This is a genomic window from Oryzomonas rubra (assembly GCF_008369015.1).
Classification (GTDB): Bacteria; Desulfobacterota; Desulfuromonadia; order Geobacterales; family Pseudopelobacteraceae; genus Oryzomonas; species Oryzomonas japonica.
In genome coordinates this window covers 428,222-445,946 of sequence record NZ_SRSD01000001.1, presented here as the reverse complement: position 1 = coordinate 445,946, position 17,725 = coordinate 428,222, and the positions used below count along the sequence as shown (strand labels likewise).

The 17,725-nt window shown below is 57.2% G+C and carries 17 protein-coding genes; 10 read left to right on the top strand and 7 right to left on the bottom strand.

Annotated features, from left to right (window positions below; genetic code table 11):
• Nucleotides 1-33 precede the first annotated feature (33 nt).
• From ET418_RS02065 to ET418_RS02030, 8 genes are all read left to right on the top strand, one after another.
• Nucleotides 34-540: a pilus assembly FimT family protein gene (locus ET418_RS02065; protein ID WP_149305907.1), complete on the top strand. Its 507-nt coding sequence runs from the start codon at nucleotides 34-36 to the stop codon at nucleotides 538-540.
• Nucleotides 530-913, top strand: a complete 384-nt coding sequence (locus ET418_RS02060) for a type IV pilus modification PilV family protein (RefSeq protein ID WP_188055218.1) — start codon at nucleotides 530-532, stop codon at nucleotides 911-913. The genes ET418_RS02065 and ET418_RS02060 overlap by 11 nt, the downstream gene beginning before the upstream one ends.
• An 11-nt stretch (nucleotides 914-924) precedes the next feature.
• Nucleotides 925-2,211 (top strand): prepilin-type N-terminal cleavage/methylation domain-containing protein, encoded by a 1,287-nt coding sequence (locus ET418_RS02055; RefSeq protein WP_149305905.1) that lies wholly within the window; start codon nucleotides 925-927, stop codon nucleotides 2,209-2,211.
• 15 nt (nucleotides 2,212-2,226) lie between these two features.
• On the top strand, nucleotides 2,227-2,847 hold the full coding sequence (locus tag ET418_RS02050; protein ID WP_246152906.1) for a hypothetical protein: 621 nt from the start codon (nucleotides 2,227-2,229) through the stop codon (nucleotides 2,845-2,847).
• Nucleotides 2,848-3,037: 190 nt separating this feature from the next.
• Nucleotides 3,038-4,357, top strand: coding sequence for a cytochrome c3 family protein (locus ET418_RS02045; protein ID WP_188055216.1), 1,320 nt, complete (start codon nucleotides 3,038-3,040; stop codon nucleotides 4,355-4,357).
• Complete coding sequence (locus ET418_RS02040) at nucleotides 4,357-4,917, top strand: tetratricopeptide repeat protein (RefSeq protein ID WP_149305902.1); 561 nt, start codon at nucleotides 4,357-4,359, stop codon at nucleotides 4,915-4,917. The genes ET418_RS02045 and ET418_RS02040 overlap by 1 nt, the downstream gene beginning before the upstream one ends.
• 63 nt (nucleotides 4,918-4,980) lie before the next feature.
• Nucleotides 4,981-6,354 carry a TlpA disulfide reductase family protein gene (locus tag ET418_RS02035; protein ID WP_149305901.1) on the top strand — a complete coding sequence of 458 codons (1,374 nt, stop codon included), beginning with the start codon at nucleotides 4,981-4,983 and terminating at the stop codon, nucleotides 6,352-6,354.
• 44 nt (nucleotides 6,355-6,398) lie between these two features.
• Complete coding sequence (locus ET418_RS02030; RefSeq protein WP_149305900.1) at nucleotides 6,399-7,532, top strand: redoxin domain-containing protein; 1,134 nt, start codon at nucleotides 6,399-6,401, stop codon at nucleotides 7,530-7,532.
• A 47-nt stretch (nucleotides 7,533-7,579) separates the two neighbouring features.
• Here the strand turns inward: ET418_RS02030 and ET418_RS02025 are convergent, their stop codons facing one another.
• The 3 genes from ET418_RS02025 to ET418_RS02015 all read right to left on the bottom strand — a co-directional run bounded on the left by ET418_RS02025 (nucleotide 7,580) and on the right by ET418_RS02015 (nucleotide 12,426).
• A complete protein-coding gene (locus ET418_RS02025; RefSeq protein ID WP_149305899.1) occupies nucleotides 7,580-9,016 on the bottom strand; it encodes a DUF342 domain-containing protein in 1,437 nt (478 codons plus the stop codon).
• A gap of 212 nt (nucleotides 9,017-9,228) precedes the next feature.
• Nucleotides 9,229-11,166, bottom strand: a complete 1,938-nt coding sequence (gene htpG, locus ET418_RS02020) for a molecular chaperone HtpG (protein WP_149305898.1) — start codon at nucleotides 11,164-11,166, stop codon at nucleotides 9,229-9,231.
• A gap of 156 nt (nucleotides 11,167-11,322) precedes the next feature.
• The gene (locus ET418_RS02015) at nucleotides 11,323-12,426 is read right to left on the bottom strand and encodes an NAD(P)-binding domain-containing protein (RefSeq protein WP_149305897.1); all 1,104 of its coding nucleotides are present in this window, start codon (nucleotides 12,424-12,426) and stop codon (nucleotides 11,323-11,325) included.
• A 179-nt stretch (nucleotides 12,427-12,605) separates the two neighbouring features.
• On the opposite strand from ET418_RS02015, the gene ET418_RS02010 reads away from it, so the two are divergent.
• Nucleotides 12,606-12,947, top strand: a complete 342-nt coding sequence (locus ET418_RS02010) for a YtxH domain-containing protein (RefSeq protein WP_149305896.1) — start codon at nucleotides 12,606-12,608, stop codon at nucleotides 12,945-12,947.
• Nucleotides 12,948-12,953: 6 nt separating this feature from the next.
• Here the strand turns inward: ET418_RS02010 and ET418_RS02005 are convergent, their stop codons facing one another.
• From ET418_RS02005 to rfbC, 4 genes are read right to left on the bottom strand one after another with little or no spacing between them, the layout of a single operon-like run.
• Nucleotides 12,954-13,778: a DUF3047 domain-containing protein gene (locus tag ET418_RS02005; protein ID WP_188055214.1), complete on the bottom strand. Its 825-nt coding sequence runs from the start codon at nucleotides 13,776-13,778 to the stop codon at nucleotides 12,954-12,956.
• 5 nt (nucleotides 13,779-13,783) lie between these two features.
• Nucleotides 13,784-14,473 (bottom strand): GMP/IMP nucleotidase, encoded by a 690-nt coding sequence (gene yrfG / locus ET418_RS02000; protein ID WP_149305895.1) that lies wholly within the window; start codon nucleotides 14,471-14,473, stop codon nucleotides 13,784-13,786.
• A gap of 39 nt (nucleotides 14,474-14,512) precedes the next feature.
• Nucleotides 14,513-15,787: an MFS transporter gene (locus ET418_RS01995; protein WP_149305894.1), complete on the bottom strand. Its 1,275-nt coding sequence runs from the start codon at nucleotides 15,785-15,787 to the stop codon at nucleotides 14,513-14,515.
• Complete coding sequence (gene rfbC / locus ET418_RS01990) at nucleotides 15,784-16,329, bottom strand: dTDP-4-dehydrorhamnose 3,5-epimerase (protein ID WP_149305893.1); 546 nt, start codon at nucleotides 16,327-16,329, stop codon at nucleotides 15,784-15,786. The genes ET418_RS01995 and rfbC overlap by 4 nt, the downstream gene beginning before the upstream one ends.
• Before the next feature lie 131 nt (nucleotides 16,330-16,460).
• Between rfbC and ET418_RS01985 the strand changes: the two genes are divergently transcribed.
• Nucleotides 16,461-17,723, top strand: coding sequence for a M16 family metallopeptidase (locus ET418_RS01985; protein ID WP_149305892.1), 1,263 nt, complete (start codon nucleotides 16,461-16,463; stop codon nucleotides 17,721-17,723).
• Nucleotides 17,724-17,725: the final 2 nt, after the last annotated feature.

Genomic DNA, 17,725 nt, shown 5'->3' with positions numbered 1-17,725 from the left:
CACTCTCTCTGGACCCGGCCGGGGAGATAGGGGATGACCAAAGCAGGATTCACATTGATTGAACTTATCGTCACCATGGCCATCATTGGGATAATACTTTCTATTGCCACGCTCAGTTTCACTACCATGCAACGCAAGGCTCGGATCGAGAGCCAGACACGGCAGATATTTGCCGACCTGAATGATGCCAGGCTCCATTCCATCTATCAGAAGAGACGACACAGGATTACATTCCAACCCACCAGCTATGTGATGAAAAATTACAGCAGCGACAACGAGGATAGCTTGACGGGAGGGCACGTCCTTTTCACCAAAAATACCGCCTATCAACTGAGCCTGAGCAATGGCAGTTCCATAGCGGGCACTTTTTTTGAATTCGATATCAGGGGAATCTCGAGCAATGCGCTTAGTTTCTTTATCAACCCGGTAAATAGCGGCGCCATGTTCGATTGTATCGCTGTCGGCATGGCTAAAACCAATATGGGGCAGGGAGTGGACAGTGACAATAATGGGCAACCGGACAACTGCAATGTTAAATGACAACGGGTTTACCCTTATCGAGTTCCTTGTGGCTATCGTTATCCTCATGGTGGGGCTTCTGGGACTTTTGCAGGCTGTAAACGTATCCCTGAATCACAATCTCCAGAACCAGTTGCGGAACGAGGGAGTTGTCGTCGCGGATGAACAAATGGCCAGGGAAATGGCCAAAGGCTATGATCTCGTTTCAACATCTACCAGCTCCTACGTTATCAGTAATCGCCCGGTTTTAAATGCGTTTAAGAATTTTTCGATTACCCGGTCCGGAACAATTCTCCAGAACTCCAAACAGGTCAATATTGCGGTCTCTTGGCACCATAGAGGGGTTTCGTACAACCATGGGGCGGCAGCGATAATCACAAAGACAAATCAGTGAATGGAAATACTATGCGAGTGAATAACAAAGGTTTTACTCTGATTGAGGTTTTGATTGTTATGACGGTTTTCGTGATTGTGCTGATGATAACGGGAAGCGCATTCAAGACGATCCTCGAACAGAGTGCCAAAGTGTTTCGGAGCGAGGAGAGCAATATAGAGGGGGTCATAGGGCTTGAAATGCTGAGGCATGATCTTCAGCAGGCCGGTTTGGGGCTCTTTACCGAAACCTCGTCGATCGCATATACCGGCGAAGCCTTGAATGCCCCCGCAAGCACCTATAACGACTTCAATACCGGTACCGAGCCGCCGCGGCCGATCATAGCCGGCAATAATGTGGCATCTGTCTCGTCGGACCCGGACAGTAGCGGTAACTACAAGATTCTTGCCAATACCGACTATCTGGTTATCAAGGCCACCACGGTCAGTACCTCCAAAACCGCCCAGAAATGGACCTACCTAGAAATCTCACCACCCAACGTTAAACCCCATTCGTGGACATCAGCAGCTGAGAATCTGGGAAACAACGATAATGTCGTATTACTCAAGCGACAGGTGAGCGCCACTGGTCAGAGTACGACGCTCATGGCGAACACTTCAGGTTCCCCGACCAACTTCTCCTATGCCTTCAGCAATACGGCCTTTGCCCAGTTTTCATCATCGAGTAACGCTATCTATACGGCGTACGGAATTGACGGTTCCACTCCCCGCATGCCCTTCAACCGTGCCGACTACTTTGTCGCTCAGCCGACGAGTAGTGCCGGTTCACCCGATGCGAGCAGAATTCCCGCTGTCTGCGCCAAGGACGCCAGTGGCAATCCCAGCCCCTATGTCGGCATCCTCTACAAGGCGATGGTCAACCACTCCGATGGCAAGCTGACGTATTTTCCTCTCCTGGACTGTGTTGCCGATATGCAGGTTGTCCTCGGGTGGGATATGGACGGTGATGGCGCAATCGATTGTTATTCGAATGCAAATGGTAGTGTCATGACAGGCATCTGTACTGCACCAACTGGCGGCACGGTCGCTACTGCGCTTTCAGTGGCAAACAACGCCTCCGCCGCCACTGTGCCGAATATCAGGAACAACCTGAAATTGGTGAAGATCTATGTGCTGGCCCAGAACGGCAGGCGCGATCTGAACTATACCAGCCCGTCGCCGATTGTAGTCGGTGACAGTAATGCGGCTGAAATAAGCTTGACCAGTTCCTACGATCTGGCTGCAAAGGGGCTGCTGAATTATCGATGGAAGCTGTACCGTCTCGTGGTGCGTCCCAAAAATCTCTTTTCCAATGAGTAACCTGAGGTGATGGCCTTGAACAGGATAAAGAATGAAGATGGTTTCGCCTTGATCACATCCTTGATGCTGACTCTGATATCGCTCACGATTGTTATGGCTCTGCTCTACATGATGACCCAGAGCGTCCAGGTGTCAGGGATGAACAGACATTACAAGACCGCTCTCGAGGCCACCTATGGCGGGGCAGAGATATACGCCAAGGATATTCTGCCGTTTATTATGCGGAACTACTCGAGCGCCACCATGACGGCGGACCTTCAGACGGCCTTTAGCAATGGTGTTACCGTGACTAAGCTGCTTTCTGCCCAGTCATGCATTCAGAGCAAGTTAACCAAATCGACCGCCAATTGGCCTGCTGGGTGCAGTAATACACCCAACCCCAAGCAGAGCCCCGATATGAGTTTTGCCATGTCTGCCGTTAACGGCAGTCCGTTTGTCGTGTATTCCAAGATCGTGGATACGGTGAAGGGCAACTCCGATACGAGCGGTCTGCAACTGGAGGGCTCCGGAGTTGCGGAATCCAGCACGGTCCTCACACCACAGTCGTTTCCGTATATTTACCGTATGGAGCTCCAGGGGGAACGACAGAATAATCCCACGGCGCAGGCTAATATCGAGGTTCTGTACGCCTACTGATCCTGTTGCACCCCGACGCGATCCAATGCCCCTTGTATGCGCAGCCATATGATGCAAGAAGGCCTTCTGGATAAATCGCTTGACAATTAGCTACATACATGGTTTTAAAGCACAGTTGCAATGTTATGATTCACTTGAATGAAGGAGGGATTGTACTGTGCGCAGGAAGACTCCATGTGCTGTGGCTGTGATGTTTGTTGCTGGTCTGTTGCTCCTCTTGTCCGCCGGCCCCGCGAACGATGCCTTTGCATTGTCCAGCCAACCCGCTCCCCCCAAAGCATCCTGCGTTACCACCGATTGTCACGGCAAAATGGGTACCGAAAAGTACGTTCATGGTCCCGTGGCAACGGGCGAATGCACCTTCTGCCACAAGCCGACAGGGAAACACACGTTCGAAACCATAGAGAACACGGGCAAGCTGTGCGCCGAGTGCCACGAGCGTCTCGATACCCACAAGTATGTCCATGCACCGGTCAAACAGGGTAAATGCTTCACCTGCCACGACTCTCACCAGTCCCCCAATAAGTACCAGCTTCGTGCCGCCGGCGCGGAACTCTGCTTCAAGTGCCACGACCGCTCCATCATGAAGGGCAAGTTCGTCCATGGGCCGGTTGCCGTGGGGAGTTGCACCACCTGCCACGCCGTACACCAGGGCGATTTCCCCAAACTGCTGCGGACTACCGTCAACGCCGTCTGTTTCGAATGCCATGCCGATAAGGCCGAGGCATTCAAAAACAAGAAGTTTACCCATGCTCCGGTTCAGAAGTCCTGCACCGCCTGCCATGATGCCCATAGCGGCGAGTACCGGTACAACTTCAAGGCCGATGGTTCGGAGGAACTCTGCCTTGGCTGCCACAAGGAAAAACAGACGGATATCAACTCGGCGACCGTGAAGCACAAGGGGCTTGCCACGGAAAAGAAATGCCTTGCCTGCCATGACCCCCACGTATCCGATTACGTCAAGCAGTTGACCATGCAACCGGCGGACCTCTGTATGAGCTGCCATAACAGGGAGTATGGGACCGGTGCGACGCGGGTGGCAAATATGAAGGCCCTTCTGGATGGCAATACGGATTTTCACGGCCCCATAAAGCAGAAGGATTGCTCGGGGTGCCACAACACCCACGGTTCCAAGAACTTCAGAATTCTGCGCGAAAACTTCCCCCCCGTTTTTTATGCCGGCTATAACCCGGAAAACTATAAGCTGTGCTACATGTGCCATGAAAAATCCCTGGCTGAAGACGAACGAACCACAAAATTGACCGCCTTCAGGAATGGCGATCAAAACCTTCATTTCGTCCATGTCAACAAGGCGGTAAAGGGGCGCACCTGCCGGGCGTGCCACGATGCCCACGCTACCAACAATCCCCGCCACGTGCGGGATACGGTTCCCTTTAACGCCTGGAAACTGCCGGTCGGTTTCGAGAAGACCGCCGATGGCGGACGGTGTCTACCGGGGTGCCACAAGCAGTTCACCTATGACCGGAAACATGCGGTGAAAAATCAATAATGGCAGACGGCGGCGCAGAGCGTTTGGCGGCATTGACCCCACCCCGCCAGTCTGGTGGCAAGCTGTTGTGGGGTGTTGTGGGTATGGTCGCACTCGTGGCCGTTTCTTCCTGGGCGGCAGACGGAACCGCGCCCAAGGTGACCACGGAAAAGGTGCCGCCGCCCGCTGCCACCCCAGCCGACCCACACTCTCGGGACAATGAGATTCTCGGCCTGAGGGAGCAGATCGTTCGGGCGCCGGATGACGCGGTCCTGTATGTGCGTCTGGGATACCTGTTGCTGGACGCCGGCGCCCCGGCAGAGGCAAAGGCGGCGTTTGACGAGGCGCTGAAACACAATCGGCACTCCCATGCCGCCATGACGGGCGAGGGGATACTCCTGGCCCGCACCGGGAATCTCAGGGAGGCCGAGCAGGTATTGAAAACGGCCCTGCTCCGCAATCCGAATCCGGTCAGGACCCACTATGAGTTGGGGCGCGTGTACGAGGCATCGGGCGACCTCGACAAGGCGCTGGCGGAGTACAAAGAGGGCATAACGAAGTTCCGGCAGGGGAGGAAGTAACAACCCATCCCGCTGCCTCTTTCCACCCGGCTGTTTGACGGCCGATACCTATCAGAAGGAACGATGATCAGGACTATCCCCCTATCCACCGCTTTGCGTGCCTTGAGAAGAGCCGTGCTGCCGGGTGTTCTCTTCGCGGCCTGTGCGGTCCTGCCCGCCACCCCCGCCGATGCGACGCTCCAGCAGCTCCAGTCCGGCATGGAGGCCCCCGATTTTTCCCTGCACCAGGTGTCCGGCGGCAAAGGGGCGTTTGCCAACCTGAAAGGGGAGAAGCTGACGATCCTCCTGGTCTGGTCCACCTGGGACAAAAAATCGGAACAGGCCCTGGCCCGGATGCAGAAACTCTATCTGAAATATCGTGATCAGGGGCTGGCGGTCGTGGCCATCAAAGCGGATGTGCAGGAGAGTGCCGATACCGCAATAGCACAGGCCCGTTCGACCGTGGAACGGCTCAAGCTGACCTATCCGGTTCTCGTGGACAGCGGTCTGGACTATTTCCATGATCTTGGCATCATTGCCCTGCCCACGACGGTCATCGTGGACAAGGAACGGGTCATCCGGTATGAGCTTTCCGGCTATCCCCTGGTGGGTGCGGAGGAGATGGCGGATTTCGTGACCGCATCCCTAGGGGGGGCGAAGCCGGCTATAGCGGCGAAGAAGGGATATCAACCGGCCAAGAGCGCGCTTCGTTTCTATAACATGGGGCGGAATACCCTGAAATCGGGTCGCATGGCCGAGAGTTCCGAAATGTGGTTCAAGAAGGCCATCGAGGCCGACCCCACGTTTGTCCTGCCCCACATCAGCCTGGGCAAATTCTATATGCAACGTGGAGACAAGGCCCTGGCCGAGGGGCAGTTCCGGGAGGCCCTGGGCAAGGAACCGACCCACGTCATTGCCCTGTGTGAATCGGCTCTGTTGTTGTTCGAGGACGGCCGGCTGGCGGAAGGGCAGAGCTTGCTGGCGAGCGCCTTGAAGGCGGACGAATCCTACACGCCGTGTTATTACTATGCGGGTTTTGCCTATGGCAAGCAGGATAAGCCGGAGCAGGCGTTGCGGATGTTCGACGAGGCGGAGAAGATCAACCCGTTGGACTATAATCTGTACGTGTACAAGGGACGGATGTTTGAAGGGCAGAAAAAACCGCAGGAAGCTGCTGCGGCCTACCGCAAGGCCTTGGAAACCATTTTCCAGACCGACGATATCCTGAGGCGTACACAACTGAACCCCGGCAGCAAGACGGGGGAGGGGCTCCTCCTGGCCCGCGCTGGAAATCTTAAGGAGGCCGAACTGGCGTTGAAGGCGGCCCTGGTCCGCAATCCGAATCCGGTCAGGGCCCACTATGAATTGGGGCGCGTGTACGAAGCATCGGGTGACCCCCACAAAGCCCTGGCGGAGTACCAAGAAGGCATAGCAAAGTATCGGCAGGGGAGAAAATAACACTCGATCCCACCTCAGGCGTGAGATGCAGAGCGGAAGGAATAATGTCCCGAAAAAGAGTTTCACCCCGTGATCTTTTTTTGAAGAGAACCGCGCTTCTGGCCACACTGTTCACCGCGTACGGCATGTTCCTGTTCACCCCGGCGGCTGCGACGCTTCAGCAGCTCCAGTCCGGCATGGAGGCTCCCGATTTCTCCCTGCACCAGGTGTCCGGCGAAAAAAGGTCGTTCGCCAACCTGAAGGGGGAGAAGCTGACGATCCTCCTGGTCTGGTCCACTTGGGACAAAAAATCGGAACAGGCCCTGGCCCGGATGGAGAAGCTGTATCAAAAATACCGCGACCAAGGGCTGGCGGTCGTGGCCATCAACGCTGACGGGCAGAAGATCTCCGCTGCCGACCTGGCGCGGATTCGTTCGACCGTTGGGCGGCTCAAGCTGACCTATCCGGTTCTCGTGGACAGCGGTCTGGACTATTTCCATGATCTTGGCATCATTGCCCTGCCCACGACGGTCATCGTGGACAAGGAACGGGTCATCCGGTATGAGCTTTCCGGCTATCCCCTGGTGGGCGCGGAGGAGATGGCGGATTTCGTGACCGCATCCCTGGAGGGGGCGAAGCCGGCCATCGTAGCGAAAAAAGGGTATCAACCGGCCAAGAGCGCGCTTCGTTTCTATAACATGGGGCGGAATACCCTGAAATCGGGTCGCATGGCCGAGAGTTCCGAGATGTGGTTCAAGAAGGCCATCGAGGCCGACCCCGCGTTTGTCCTGCCCCACATCAGCCTGGGCAAATTCTATATGCAACGTGGGGACAAGGCCCTGGCCGAGGCGCAGTTCCGGGAGGCCCTAGGCAAGGAACCGACCCATGTCATTGCCCTGTGCGAATCGGCGCTGTTGTTGTTCGAGGACGGCCGGCTGGCGGAAGGGCAGAGCTTGCTGGAGAGCGCCTTGAAGGCGGACGAATCCTACACGCCGTGTTATTACTATGCGGGTTTTGCCTATGGCAAGCAGGATAAGCCGGAGCAGGCGCTGCGGATGTTCGACGAGGCGGAGAAGATCAACCCGTTGGACTATAATCTGTACGTGTACAAGGGACGGATGTTTGAAGGACAGAAGAAACCGCAGGAAGCTGCTGCGGCCTACCGCAAGGCCCTGGAAACCATACTCCAGATTCACTAGACACTGATGAGGTGATAGTTTGTGACGAGCCGCCCCGTTTGGGGCGGCTACCTTTTTTGATACTCGAGAATAAAGGCCTTCTCGATGTCGCCTGCCTTGACATCCAGGCTGGTCAGGGAAAGATAGCGCAGTCCGCTGTCAATCGTGTTTTCAGTTGCGCTGAGAGGCCCGTCATGGGGGTCCTTGACCTCTTCGTTCTGCATTCCGACCACCAGCAGGCTGTTGTCGTAGAGGGTCCCTTTGACATTGACCTTTGGGTTGGCCCGTTCATCGACCTTTGAGCGGATTTCCATGATCCGGTCCGTCAGGGCTGCCCTTTTCTGGCGTAACTCCTCGATTTCCTGAAGCGTTCCCGCCTCCCCGCTCTGCTTGTGGTTGAGGGCAAGTTCCTCCATAAGCCTTTCGAGTTCTTCGGCATCGTGATAATCGACGCCCACGGTCAGCTTTGTCCTGACCGAGGCCATCGATCCGATCTTTTTGGCTTCAATACCTCCCAGCGCGGTATATGAGCCTCCGGCAATCGCCCCCTTGTTGACGATGATCCTGCCCAGCGTCCTGACGATGCAGTTGTGCAACTCCACCTCAACAATGATATCGCCGGCGCATTCGACGAGGCAGTCATGAATGAACTGCGCCTTGATGCTGCCGCCGCACACGATGCTTCCCTTTCCTTGACCATCCATGCCGCAGAGGGAAATGTCGCCACCGCTCTGGATGCTGCAGTTGCCGATATTGCCGGTGACGCGCAGCCCCTTGGTGGCGTTGACGCTGAAATCGTCGAGCACGTCCCCGCGCACTTCAACGATGCCGTTGAAGACGATTGAGCCGACCCTGAAGTTGACATCCCCGGACACCACATACTCTTCCTCAACGGATATTTCACCGGAGGCCACGCATACCCTGCCGGCGGCACTGGCCACAAGCCGCTCTCCATTGTCCTCGGCGGTGATATTTTTGCCGATTTTGAGGGCCAGGGGTTTACCGGGTTGGGGGGGGATGGTCTCGCCGGTCACGCTTTTGCCGGCTGATCCGGGGGTAGGGGGCGTAACGTGGGCGATCTCGTCGCCCGGCATGACGTTGATAAAGGTCTGAACCTGGTGCAGGTCGATGGCGGCGGTATCGTCGCCATCCGATTGGACGGCAACGGACGGTTGTACCGTATAGGAAAGCCAGCCGTCGATCCCGTTGACGGGCGGGATGCCGGTTGCCACCACCACGTTGCGCTGCGCTTGTCCGGCAGCGGCATTGACCGCAAAGGTGCTGAGGACGCCTTCGTTAAAGTTCCCTTTCACCCCGGCCGCGGCAAGGTAGCCATTCAGGTCGTCCCGAGTCATCATGGACCCTTGCTGGCGCGGCACATAGCTGCAAAGGCATTCCTGCTTGTCCTTGGAAATGGCGATGAACAGGCTGTAGCCGAGCTTCTTGAATTCCTTGCCCGGGATGCTCTCCTTGGCTCCATCTCCTGCCGATGTGTCGCTCATCATGAATATAGCTCCGTTCGTTGGATCGATCCCTGGCTATTTGACGTATGGACGTCACGGTGGAAATAGGGTAGGGGGACCGTTCGTGTGAGAGTGGTGCTTTAATCAATATCGGCATAATGCAGGCAAATTTGTAGAGATATTTGAATTTTTATTGCGGGGCGCGGAGAGGGGCGGTTGGACTCCCCCGGCAGGACCGGGGGAGGTTGTCTCAGCTATTTCGCGGCTGCTTTGACCATCAGTTCGCTGACGAGTTTCGTAAAACGCAGCGGGTCCTTGATGGGCGATCCCTCGGTCAGGAGGGCCTGGTCGTAGAGCAGGTCGGCATAGTCGCCCAGGGCCGGGGCATCCTTGTCTGCCGCGTGAAGCTCGGCCATGACCTTGAGGATGGCGTGGTCCGGGTTCAGTTCCAGGATACGTTTGGATTCGGGAACGCTCTGGTTCATCGCCTTCATGATGCGCTCCATGTTGGCGTTCATGCCATGTTCGTCGGCAACCAGACAACAGGCGCTGTCGGTCAGGCGGTTTGAGAAGCGTACCTCCTTGACCTTATCCTTCAGCCGGTCCGTAATGAGAGAAACCAGGTCGGAGAATTCCTTCTGGGCCTCCTCGCGTTTCTTTTCCTTCTCCTTCTGTTCCTCTTCGCTATCGACGCTGATATCGCCGCGATCAACCGCTTTGAGCTGTTTGCCGTCGTATTCGGTAAGCGCCTGGACAACCCATTCGTCCACCGGGTCGGTCAGAAACAATACCTCGAAACCTTTTGACCGGAACACCTCCAGGTGGGGCGATTGCTCCAGGGCTTCACGGCTGGTGCCGGTGATGAAATAGATCTCCTTCTGTGCCTCGGGCATGCGCTCCACGTACTCTTTCAACGACACAAACGAGCCGTTCTCGCTCCGCGTGCTTTCGAACAAGAGCAGGTCCTGGAGTTTCTCCTTGTTGGCAAAGTCGAAGTGGACCCCTTCCTTGAGAACCTGGCCGAACTCCTTCCAGAACGTCACATAGGAATCGTAGTTCTTTTCCTTTTCCTCGGCCAGGGTGGAGAGGACCTTGCCGACCAGATTCTTCTGGATGCGCTTGATCTGTACATCCTCCTGGAGAATCTCGCGGGAAACGTTAAGGGGGAGGTCGGAGGAATCCACCACACCCTTGACGAAACGCAGGTAGTCGGGGATCAGTTCTTCGCACTTGTCGGTGATGAATACCCGTTTGACATAGAGCTGCAGCCCCTTTTTGCGGTCGGCGAAGAACATGTCGAACGGTTTGCGGGCCGGCAGGTACACCAGTGCCTTGAATTCACTGGTGCCTTCGGCCGAAAAGTGGATGGTGCGGAAGGGGTTCTCGAAGTCATGGGAGATGTGTTTGTAGAACTCGTTGTACTCCTCTTCGGTCACATCGCTTTTGGAGCGCGCCCAGATGGCCTTCATGGAGTTGAGGATTTCCTCTTCCGTCTTCTCGATGGTGCCAGCCCCCTCGATCTCCTTGCCGTCCGCCCCCTTGGGCACTTCGGTACGGGTGACGTCCATCACCACGGGGTACTGGATGTAATCCGAGTACTTTTTGACGATGGAGCGGATCTTCCACTCGTCCAGATACTCTTTGAACTCTTCCTTCAGGTGCAGGACAATCTCGGTGCCGCGCTTTTCCCGGCTGCACGGTTCGATGCTGTAGGAACCATCGCCGGCGGATTCCCAGCAGCATCCCGCTTCTATGGATCCGGCCGCGCGCGTGAAGAGCGTAACCTTGTCGGCGACCATGAATGATGCGTAAAAGCCGACGCCGAACTGGCCGATCAGTTCCGGGTTGTCGCTGGATACCTTGTCCTTGAGGCTCTGCATGAAGGCTTTGGTGCCGGAACGGGCAATGGTGCCGATGTTCTCCTCGACCTCGGCTATGTTCATGCCGACGCCGTTGTCGAGGATGGTCAGGGTGCCCGCATCTTTATTGGGAATGAGCTTGATCTTCCAGTCGCTGTTTCCTTCCAGCACCGATTCGTTGGAGTGGGCCTCAAAGCGTACCTTGTCGATGGCGTCGGATGCGTTGGAGATCAGTTCGCGCAAGAAAATGTCGCGATTGGAGTAGAGGGAATGGATGACCAGATCGAGAAGTTGCTGTACCTCGGTCTGGAACTGTTTGGTAGTCTTGGACATACTTATACACTCTCCTTTGTGGGATGGAATCGATATGGAGCCAACATAATCATCTCAGGGATAATTTTCAAGGGGGGGCACTGGTCTGAAATGGGAGCCGCGTGTGGCGCGCCGTGCACAGGAATGAGCTCCGGCACGCCGCAAGCGGCACGCTTCCTAATTCCCCGTTTTCTTTCTGATGGCCTCCACGACGTGGTAGGCGTCGTTGATGGCGGTGTAGATCAGGTTGGGATGTCGCTCCTCGGCAATGGCCCCTTCTTTGATCTTCATGTAGGAAGGGGAGATGGCGCCGCCGATGACATAGACCCCTTTGCGGGTGGATTCGAATTCAGAGGTCAAAAGCGCCAGGCGATCCCCCTCCTTGGCGATCTTGCAGACCCCGGCCGCGCAGGTGATCATCTGGATGCCGAGTTTGTCGAAGATCGGCATCGGTCCTTGGGAACCGATACAGGCGATCACGTTCTCCATGGGAAAACTCAGGGCGTGGTACAGGTCGATCCCGTCCGCCTGCTTGAATTCGTTGATGCGGATGACCAGACGGTCAACCCCCTCTTTATCCACCTCGCCGATGCGCGGTGTGGCGCCGGGATACAGACGGATATTGCCCCCCAGCAGGATCTCTTCGCCCAAACGCTGGGCCGTCTCCTTGTTGACGTCGAACTTGCCCGACGTGTGGGACCAGTAGACCGGCTGGTTGTCGTTCACCTCCCGCTTGGCCTTGAGTATGGCGATGACCACATCGGCCGCGGTGTTGCCGCCGCCGATGACCAGTGTCTTGACACCGACGTATTTGCCGGCATCCTCCAGGTTCTTGGCCACCATCTTGGCATCGCCGTATACCGAGAGTTCACGGGGGATGCTGCTTCCGAAGGCAAGCACGACCTTGCGTCCGCGAAACACGCGCTTGTCGGTTATCACGGAGAGCACGTCCCGCTCTTCACGAATATCCTCCAGGGCAACCTCGGTTTGCACATTGATCTTCTCGTGCTGCACGAAATGCTGCACATACTGGATGTAGCTCTCCACCGTGACCGGCTTGTCGGGCGGCCGCAGTTCGTCCACCAAAAACGGTTCCGGCGCGTCCTTGGGTTTGGAGGCATACACATGCTTGCCCTCGGGATAGGTATTGGCGATTCCCTGGAATACCGCTTTGCCCGATTCAAGCACCAGGTAGGAGAGGCCATGCTTGTGGCACAGGTAGGCGGTGGCCAGGCCGGCCGGGCCGCCCCCTATGATGAGTACATCGTACAATGAGCTCATGCGTATCCCCTATCTTGAGATAATGATTATGTATGCGATTTTTATAACATGACTTCCGGCTAAGATAAAGGCATTAGGGAAAAATTGTACACAGAGAGAAAGGGCGGGCGACCGGTAGATTTTTCTTTTCGGTAGGGTACAATAATAACAACAGAGATCCGTACAAAAGGAGGCCGATCATGGAGGACAGGGATAAAAAGGTTGCTGCGGCAGCATTGCTGATGGTGGCGGGTGGCATCGTGGGGGCAGGGCTTGCGCTGCTGTGGGCGCCCCAGTCCGGCCAGCGCACGCGGCGGGATATCTCGCGCTATGCCAAGCGCGCCAAGACCCGGGCCGATGAAGCGGTGGAGGATATTACGACCAATATCAACGACCTGGTGGAAACCCTCGGCGAAAAGACCGATGAACTGGTCGAAAAAGGCAAGGATGTGGCGAGTGGCGCCCGCAAGGACTTGATGCGGTTGATCGAAGAGGGCGCATCACGCCTTGAGAAGTTTCGGACCAGGCTGAGCCGGATGTAGCAACGCCTATTGCTGGTTTTGGGCGGGCGGAAGTACAACCGGAGACGCCGGGTGAGAGCCGTTGCCGTTGGTCTGTTCCTTCGGCAACGGCTCCTTCGGCTTTGCCGGTTGCTCTTTGGCTGGTTGTTCCTTGTGCTTCGGTTCCTTCGGCCTCTGCTCCTCCTCCCGCGGCGCCGGGAGTACGGTTATATCGCCGTAGTAGCCGGTTGCGGACTCATGGGTGTTGTCGCTGTCGGTCATGATGGCGATGGCACCGACCTTGGGTGCCTCTTCGCCGAAGGCGGCGCGATAGTCTTCGACAAAATTCCGCCGGTGGGAGGTCCAGCGTCCGGCCAGTTCATCACCCCCATCCACGGCAATCATGACTACGTTCTTCGAGTAGGGGTTGCGGATGCTCTCCCCTTTGCGCAGGACGTTGCCCCACACATACTCGATTGCCCTGGTCCTGGAGAAGAATCCCCGGGGAAACACCACGTAGAGACGGGCGGCAAAGTCGTGTCCGTCTTTGGTCCGCTCGTTCCCCTTCTTGATCGTATGGTCGATCTTCCATGACCACTTGATTATCGGGTATGCCTTGGGATCGATATCGATCTTGTGGAGCAATCCCGAAGCCGAATCGTGGCTTTTTCCCATCAGAACGCTCTTCCCATTGTCCTGAACAAAGGTGTAGGCCGATTTTTTCGAGCCGAAAACGGTCTGTTCCTTCCATCCCGCGAGTTCCGCCGAACTGAACTTGCCGATGCGCAATTCGGATTCGGCTGCCATGGCGGGGAAAGCGGTCAAAAAAGAAACAAAAATAACAGCGATGTAGAGCGTCCGGTAAGGTTGCATGTGATTTAGCCTTTGGAAATGGTTATGGTTTTTTCATCATCGTCGGGTATCAGGGCACTGAAGTACTCGATGGAGGCGAAGACGGGCGAAGGCTTCGGTTGAATCGTGGAACTGAAACGGCTGATGTACACCGGATACCCGATGCCGTATCGCTGCGCCGTGGCAAGGTTGGTTTCGCTGTCTTCCCCCAGCATGGTCCGGGCGGGATCGTAGCTGACGAACCTCTGGAGCGTCTCCCAGAAGCGGTCGTCCTCCTTGGGCAGACCAACCTCGTGCGCCGAGACGATGCCGTCGAAGTATGTCCCGATGCGGGTGGTTTTCATCTTCAGGTCCAGGGTCTTGGAATGGGCATTGGTCACCAGCCAGACGTTCTTGCGGTTCTGCCGCAAAAACAGTAGGAATTCCACCACGAAGGGGTGAACGGCGATCAGGTGCTCCACCTCCTGTTTAAGCTGGGGAATGTCCAGTTCCAGTTGCTCGGACCAGTAGTCCAGGTCGGTCCAGTTAAGGGTCTGCTCCTGGGATTTGAACAGGGCGTGCAGGTGCTTTCGGGCGTACTCCTCCGTCGTACCGTTGCGGGCGGCCCACCGTTTGGGGACGTGTTCCAGCCAGAAGTGGTCGTCGAAGTGTCTGTCCAGCAGGGTGCCGTCCATGTCCAGAAGGACGGTGTCGATGGTGTTCCAATCAATGATCATGGCAGAAAAGTGAGGAGCGGTTTAAAGGGTTTCAGTTGTTCAGCGTCTGCCGTTGGCCATTTTCAGGCTTTCGGGAGAGCGGCGGAGCCACCACATGAAGACCGGCCCGGCCAACCCGCCGATTCCCAGGCTGGCGAATGCCAGGCCCCAGGCGCCGTTGATGCCGGGGAGCGGCTGCCAGCTCCGGAAGGTATCCAGGGCCCAGCCGAAGACCGTCGGCGAGATCGCGGCCAGGGAATAGCCGACCAGGGATTGGAGCCCCATGGCAGCCCCCAGATAGCCGGGGGCGACCAGTTCCGTCAGCCCGGTGGAGAAAACAGGCGATTCGGCCACTACCAGATAACCGTACAGCAGACCGACGGTCAAGGTCAACCATATGTTGGTGTTGATCAGCCAGCCAAAGGAAAATGAGAGCAGGCCACTGGAAAACATGACCATGGCGATGGTGGCGGTGCGGCCGAAACGGTCGGAAAGGGTGCCGGTCACGGCGGTCGAAAACGCGCCGATGCCGACCAGCAGTGCGGCAATGGTCGACGCGAGACCGGTGGCCCGCCCCTGGCCGTAGCCCCAGCCGACCAGGGCGGCCGTGAGGAACGGCGCCAGCCAACTCCGCATGCCGTACATCTCCCACATGTGGGAGCCGTAGCCTAAGATCATCAGGAGGGCCGGCCGGTTCCTGACCACCTCCGCGGTGTAGCCGCTGGCGCTGCGCGCCCTGGGGGCGGGGCGGTAACCGCGGAAGAGCGGAACGGAAAGAAGCGCCCCGGCAAACACCCCGGCAGAGCAGCAGATAAAGGCGACACGCCAGCCATAGAGCCCGCTCAGCCATCCGGTGACGGCCAGGGAGAGTGAGGAGCCCAGCATCAGCGAACCGACGTAGATGCCGATGGCCCGGCCGCGCCTGGCCGGGGCAAACCGCTCCGCGACCAGTTTGAGCCCCGGCATGTAGGTACCCCCCATGCCGATGCCGGTCAAGGCGCGCAGGATCAGGCCGCTGGTGAAGTCGTGGGCGTACAGGGCAAACAGCAGGTTGGCGGCGGCAGACCAGAGGGCGGCGCCGATGAAGATCAGTTTGGTGTTCATGCGATCGGTCAGGGTCGAGAGGATGACCCCCGAGGCGATATAGCCCAACTGGTAGACCGAGAAGATCATACCCGCCCGGGTGTTGCTCATGTTCCACTCCTGCCGCAGGATGGGCAGAATGGCCGAGTAGTTGATAAACACCAGCATGATGAAGAGCTGGCACAGGCAGAGCCGCAAGAGCCAGCGGGTATCCTCCCGTTCCTGGCCGGTGCCGGGGGAGGCATTGGTCATGGAAACAGGTCTGCTTCCTTGAATCGTTTTCCCTCGCGGTCCTTGGCGGAGATGGTCGGTTCCGCGGCAAGCGGCCACTCGATCGCCAGGTCGGGGTCATTCCAGGCGATGCAGCGTTCGTGCTCCGGTGCCCAGTAATCGGTGGTCAGGTACAGGAATTCGGCATGCTCCGAGGTGACGCAGAAGCCGTGGGCGAATCCGGGGGGTACCCACATCTGCCGCTTGTTTTCGGCGGTGAGGTGCGTTCCGAACCAGGCGCCGAACGTGGGCGAACTGCGGCGGATGTCCACCGCCACGTCGAAAACCTCGCCGGCGATGACCCGTACCAGCTTTCCCTGGGGGTGCTGAATCTGATAGTGCAGCCCGCGCAGGACCCCGCCGGTCGAACGGGAGTGGTTGTGCTGGACAAAGGTCGTGTCAAGCCCGGTCAATTGGCGCCAGACCCGTTCGTTGAAACTCTCGAAGAAAAAGCCGCGTTCATCGCCGAAAACCTTGGGTTCGAGGATGATAACGTCGGGAATGGTGGTGGGAATAATGTTCATGGTTGCTCCGCAGGAAATAGGATGGTGAACCTGTTCTAGCAAATTCTGGGGGCATGCCGCAAGAGATACTTTTTGCAGAGCCGGCCCCGAAACAGGGTGGATTTTTCTGAAAAGCGCGGTATGATGGGGGCATGATAAATTCCACTGTTTTACCCAATGGCGTCAGGCTCATCAGTCAGCGTGCCGAACATATGCATACCGTTTCCATCGGCATCTGGGTTGCCAACGGCACGCGCCACGAATCCACGGACAATAACGGCATCGCCCACTTCATCGAACATCTCCTCTTCAAAGGGACAAAACGGCGTACCGCACGCCAGATATCCCACGAGATCGATTCCATGGGAGGCATCCTCAATGCCTTCACCGGCCACGAATACGTCTGCTACTACGCCAAGGTGCTGGCTTCATTCCTCCCCAGGGTGGCGGACCTCCTGACCGACATCTTTCTCCATTCTAATTTTCCGGCGGATGAGATCGAGCGTGAGCGGAAGGTGGTCCTCCAGGAAATCAAGATGCGGGATGACGCGCCGGAAGAGTGCATCCACGACCGTTTTCACCAGAGCTTCTGGAAAGGGCATCCCCTGGGGCTGTCGGTGCTTGGCTCGGAAGAAACGATCAGCCGGCTCTCCCGCAATGACATCGTCACGTACAAACAGAACCATTACCGCCCCGAGGATATCATCATATCGGCCGCCGGCAACGTGAACCACGCTGAGCTGGTCACTCTCATGGAGGAGGCTTTCTCGGGGATTTCGTCACGCGGGGTGTCGGCCGCCCCCGCCGGAGCGGTCAGCCCTCCCGGCAGGGGCATCAACCTGATGGAGCGGGACCTGGAGCAGTCCCTGATCTGTCTGGGAACGCGGGCACTCCCCCAGAATCATCCCGACCGCTATGCCCTGTTTCTGCTCAACACCATTTTGGGGGGCGGCATGAGTTCGCGTCTCTTTGAAGAGGTGCGCGAGAAAAAGGGTCTGGCCTACTCGGTCTATTCCTATGTCATTGCCCACGCCGACTCGGGTTCTCTGGTGGTGTACGCCGGAACGGAACAGAAACACTGCGGGGAGGTGATCGACATCGCCCTGCGGGAGATGGGGCGTCTGAAGCGCGAAGCGGTTCCAGCGGACGAACTTGATTCCGCCCGGGAGCAGCTCAAGGGGAAGATTCTCATGTCCCTGGAGAGTACCGACAGCCTGATGACCCGCCTGGCCAGAAACGAGATCTACCTGCAGCGTTATCAGCCGGTTGAGGAGGTTCTGGCCGGTTTTGACGCCGTCGGCGCCGACGATATCATAACGCTGGCGAGCGAGCTTTTCGACGGCAGCAAACTGAATCTGGAAGTAATGGGCAAGGTCGCCGGCCTTGACGTGACCGGGGACCGTCTGGTCTTTTGATG

Coding starts and splice junctions, on each gene's coding strand:
- ET418_RS02065 (WP_149305907.1), top strand. CDS start 34: ATGACCAAAGCAGGATTCACATTGATTGAACTTATCGTCACCATGGCC.
- ET418_RS02060 (WP_188055218.1), top strand. CDS start 530: ATGTTAAATGACAACGGGTTTACCCTTATCGAGTTCCTTGTGGCTATC.
- ET418_RS02055 (WP_149305905.1), top strand. CDS start 925: ATGCGAGTGAATAACAAAGGTTTTACTCTGATTGAGGTTTTGATTGTT.
- ET418_RS02045 (WP_188055216.1), top strand. CDS start 3,038: ATGTTTGTTGCTGGTCTGTTGCTCCTCTTGTCCGCCGGCCCCGCGAAC.
- ET418_RS02040 (WP_149305902.1), top strand. CDS start 4,357: ATGGCAGACGGCGGCGCAGAGCGTTTGGCGGCATTGACCCCACCCCGC.
- ET418_RS02035 (WP_149305901.1), top strand. CDS start 4,981: ATGATCAGGACTATCCCCCTATCCACCGCTTTGCGTGCCTTGAGAAGA.
- ET418_RS02030 (WP_149305900.1), top strand. CDS start 6,399: ATGTCCCGAAAAAGAGTTTCACCCCGTGATCTTTTTTTGAAGAGAACC.
- ET418_RS02025 (WP_149305899.1), bottom strand. CDS start 9,016: ATGATGAGCGACACATCGGCAGGAGATGGAGCCAAGGAGAGCATCCCG.
- htpG (WP_149305898.1), bottom strand. CDS start 11,166: ATGTCCAAGACTACCAAACAGTTCCAGACCGAGGTACAGCAACTTCTC.
- ET418_RS02015 (WP_149305897.1), bottom strand. CDS start 12,426: ATGAGCTCATTGTACGATGTACTCATCATAGGGGGCGGCCCGGCCGGC.
- ET418_RS02010 (WP_149305896.1), top strand. CDS start 12,606: ATGGAGGACAGGGATAAAAAGGTTGCTGCGGCAGCATTGCTGATGGTG.
- ET418_RS02005 (WP_188055214.1), bottom strand. CDS start 13,778: ATGCAACCTTACCGGACGCTCTACATCGCTGTTATTTTTGTTTCTTTT.
- yrfG (WP_149305895.1), bottom strand. CDS start 14,473: ATGATCATTGATTGGAACACCATCGACACCGTCCTTCTGGACATGGAC.
- ET418_RS01995 (WP_149305894.1), bottom strand. CDS start 15,787: ATGACCAATGCCTCCCCCGGCACCGGCCAGGAACGGGAGGATACCCGC.
- rfbC (WP_149305893.1), bottom strand. CDS start 16,329: ATGAACATTATTCCCACCACCATTCCCGACGTTATCATCCTCGAACCC.
- ET418_RS01985 (WP_149305892.1), top strand. CDS start 16,461: ATGATAAATTCCACTGTTTTACCCAATGGCGTCAGGCTCATCAGTCAG.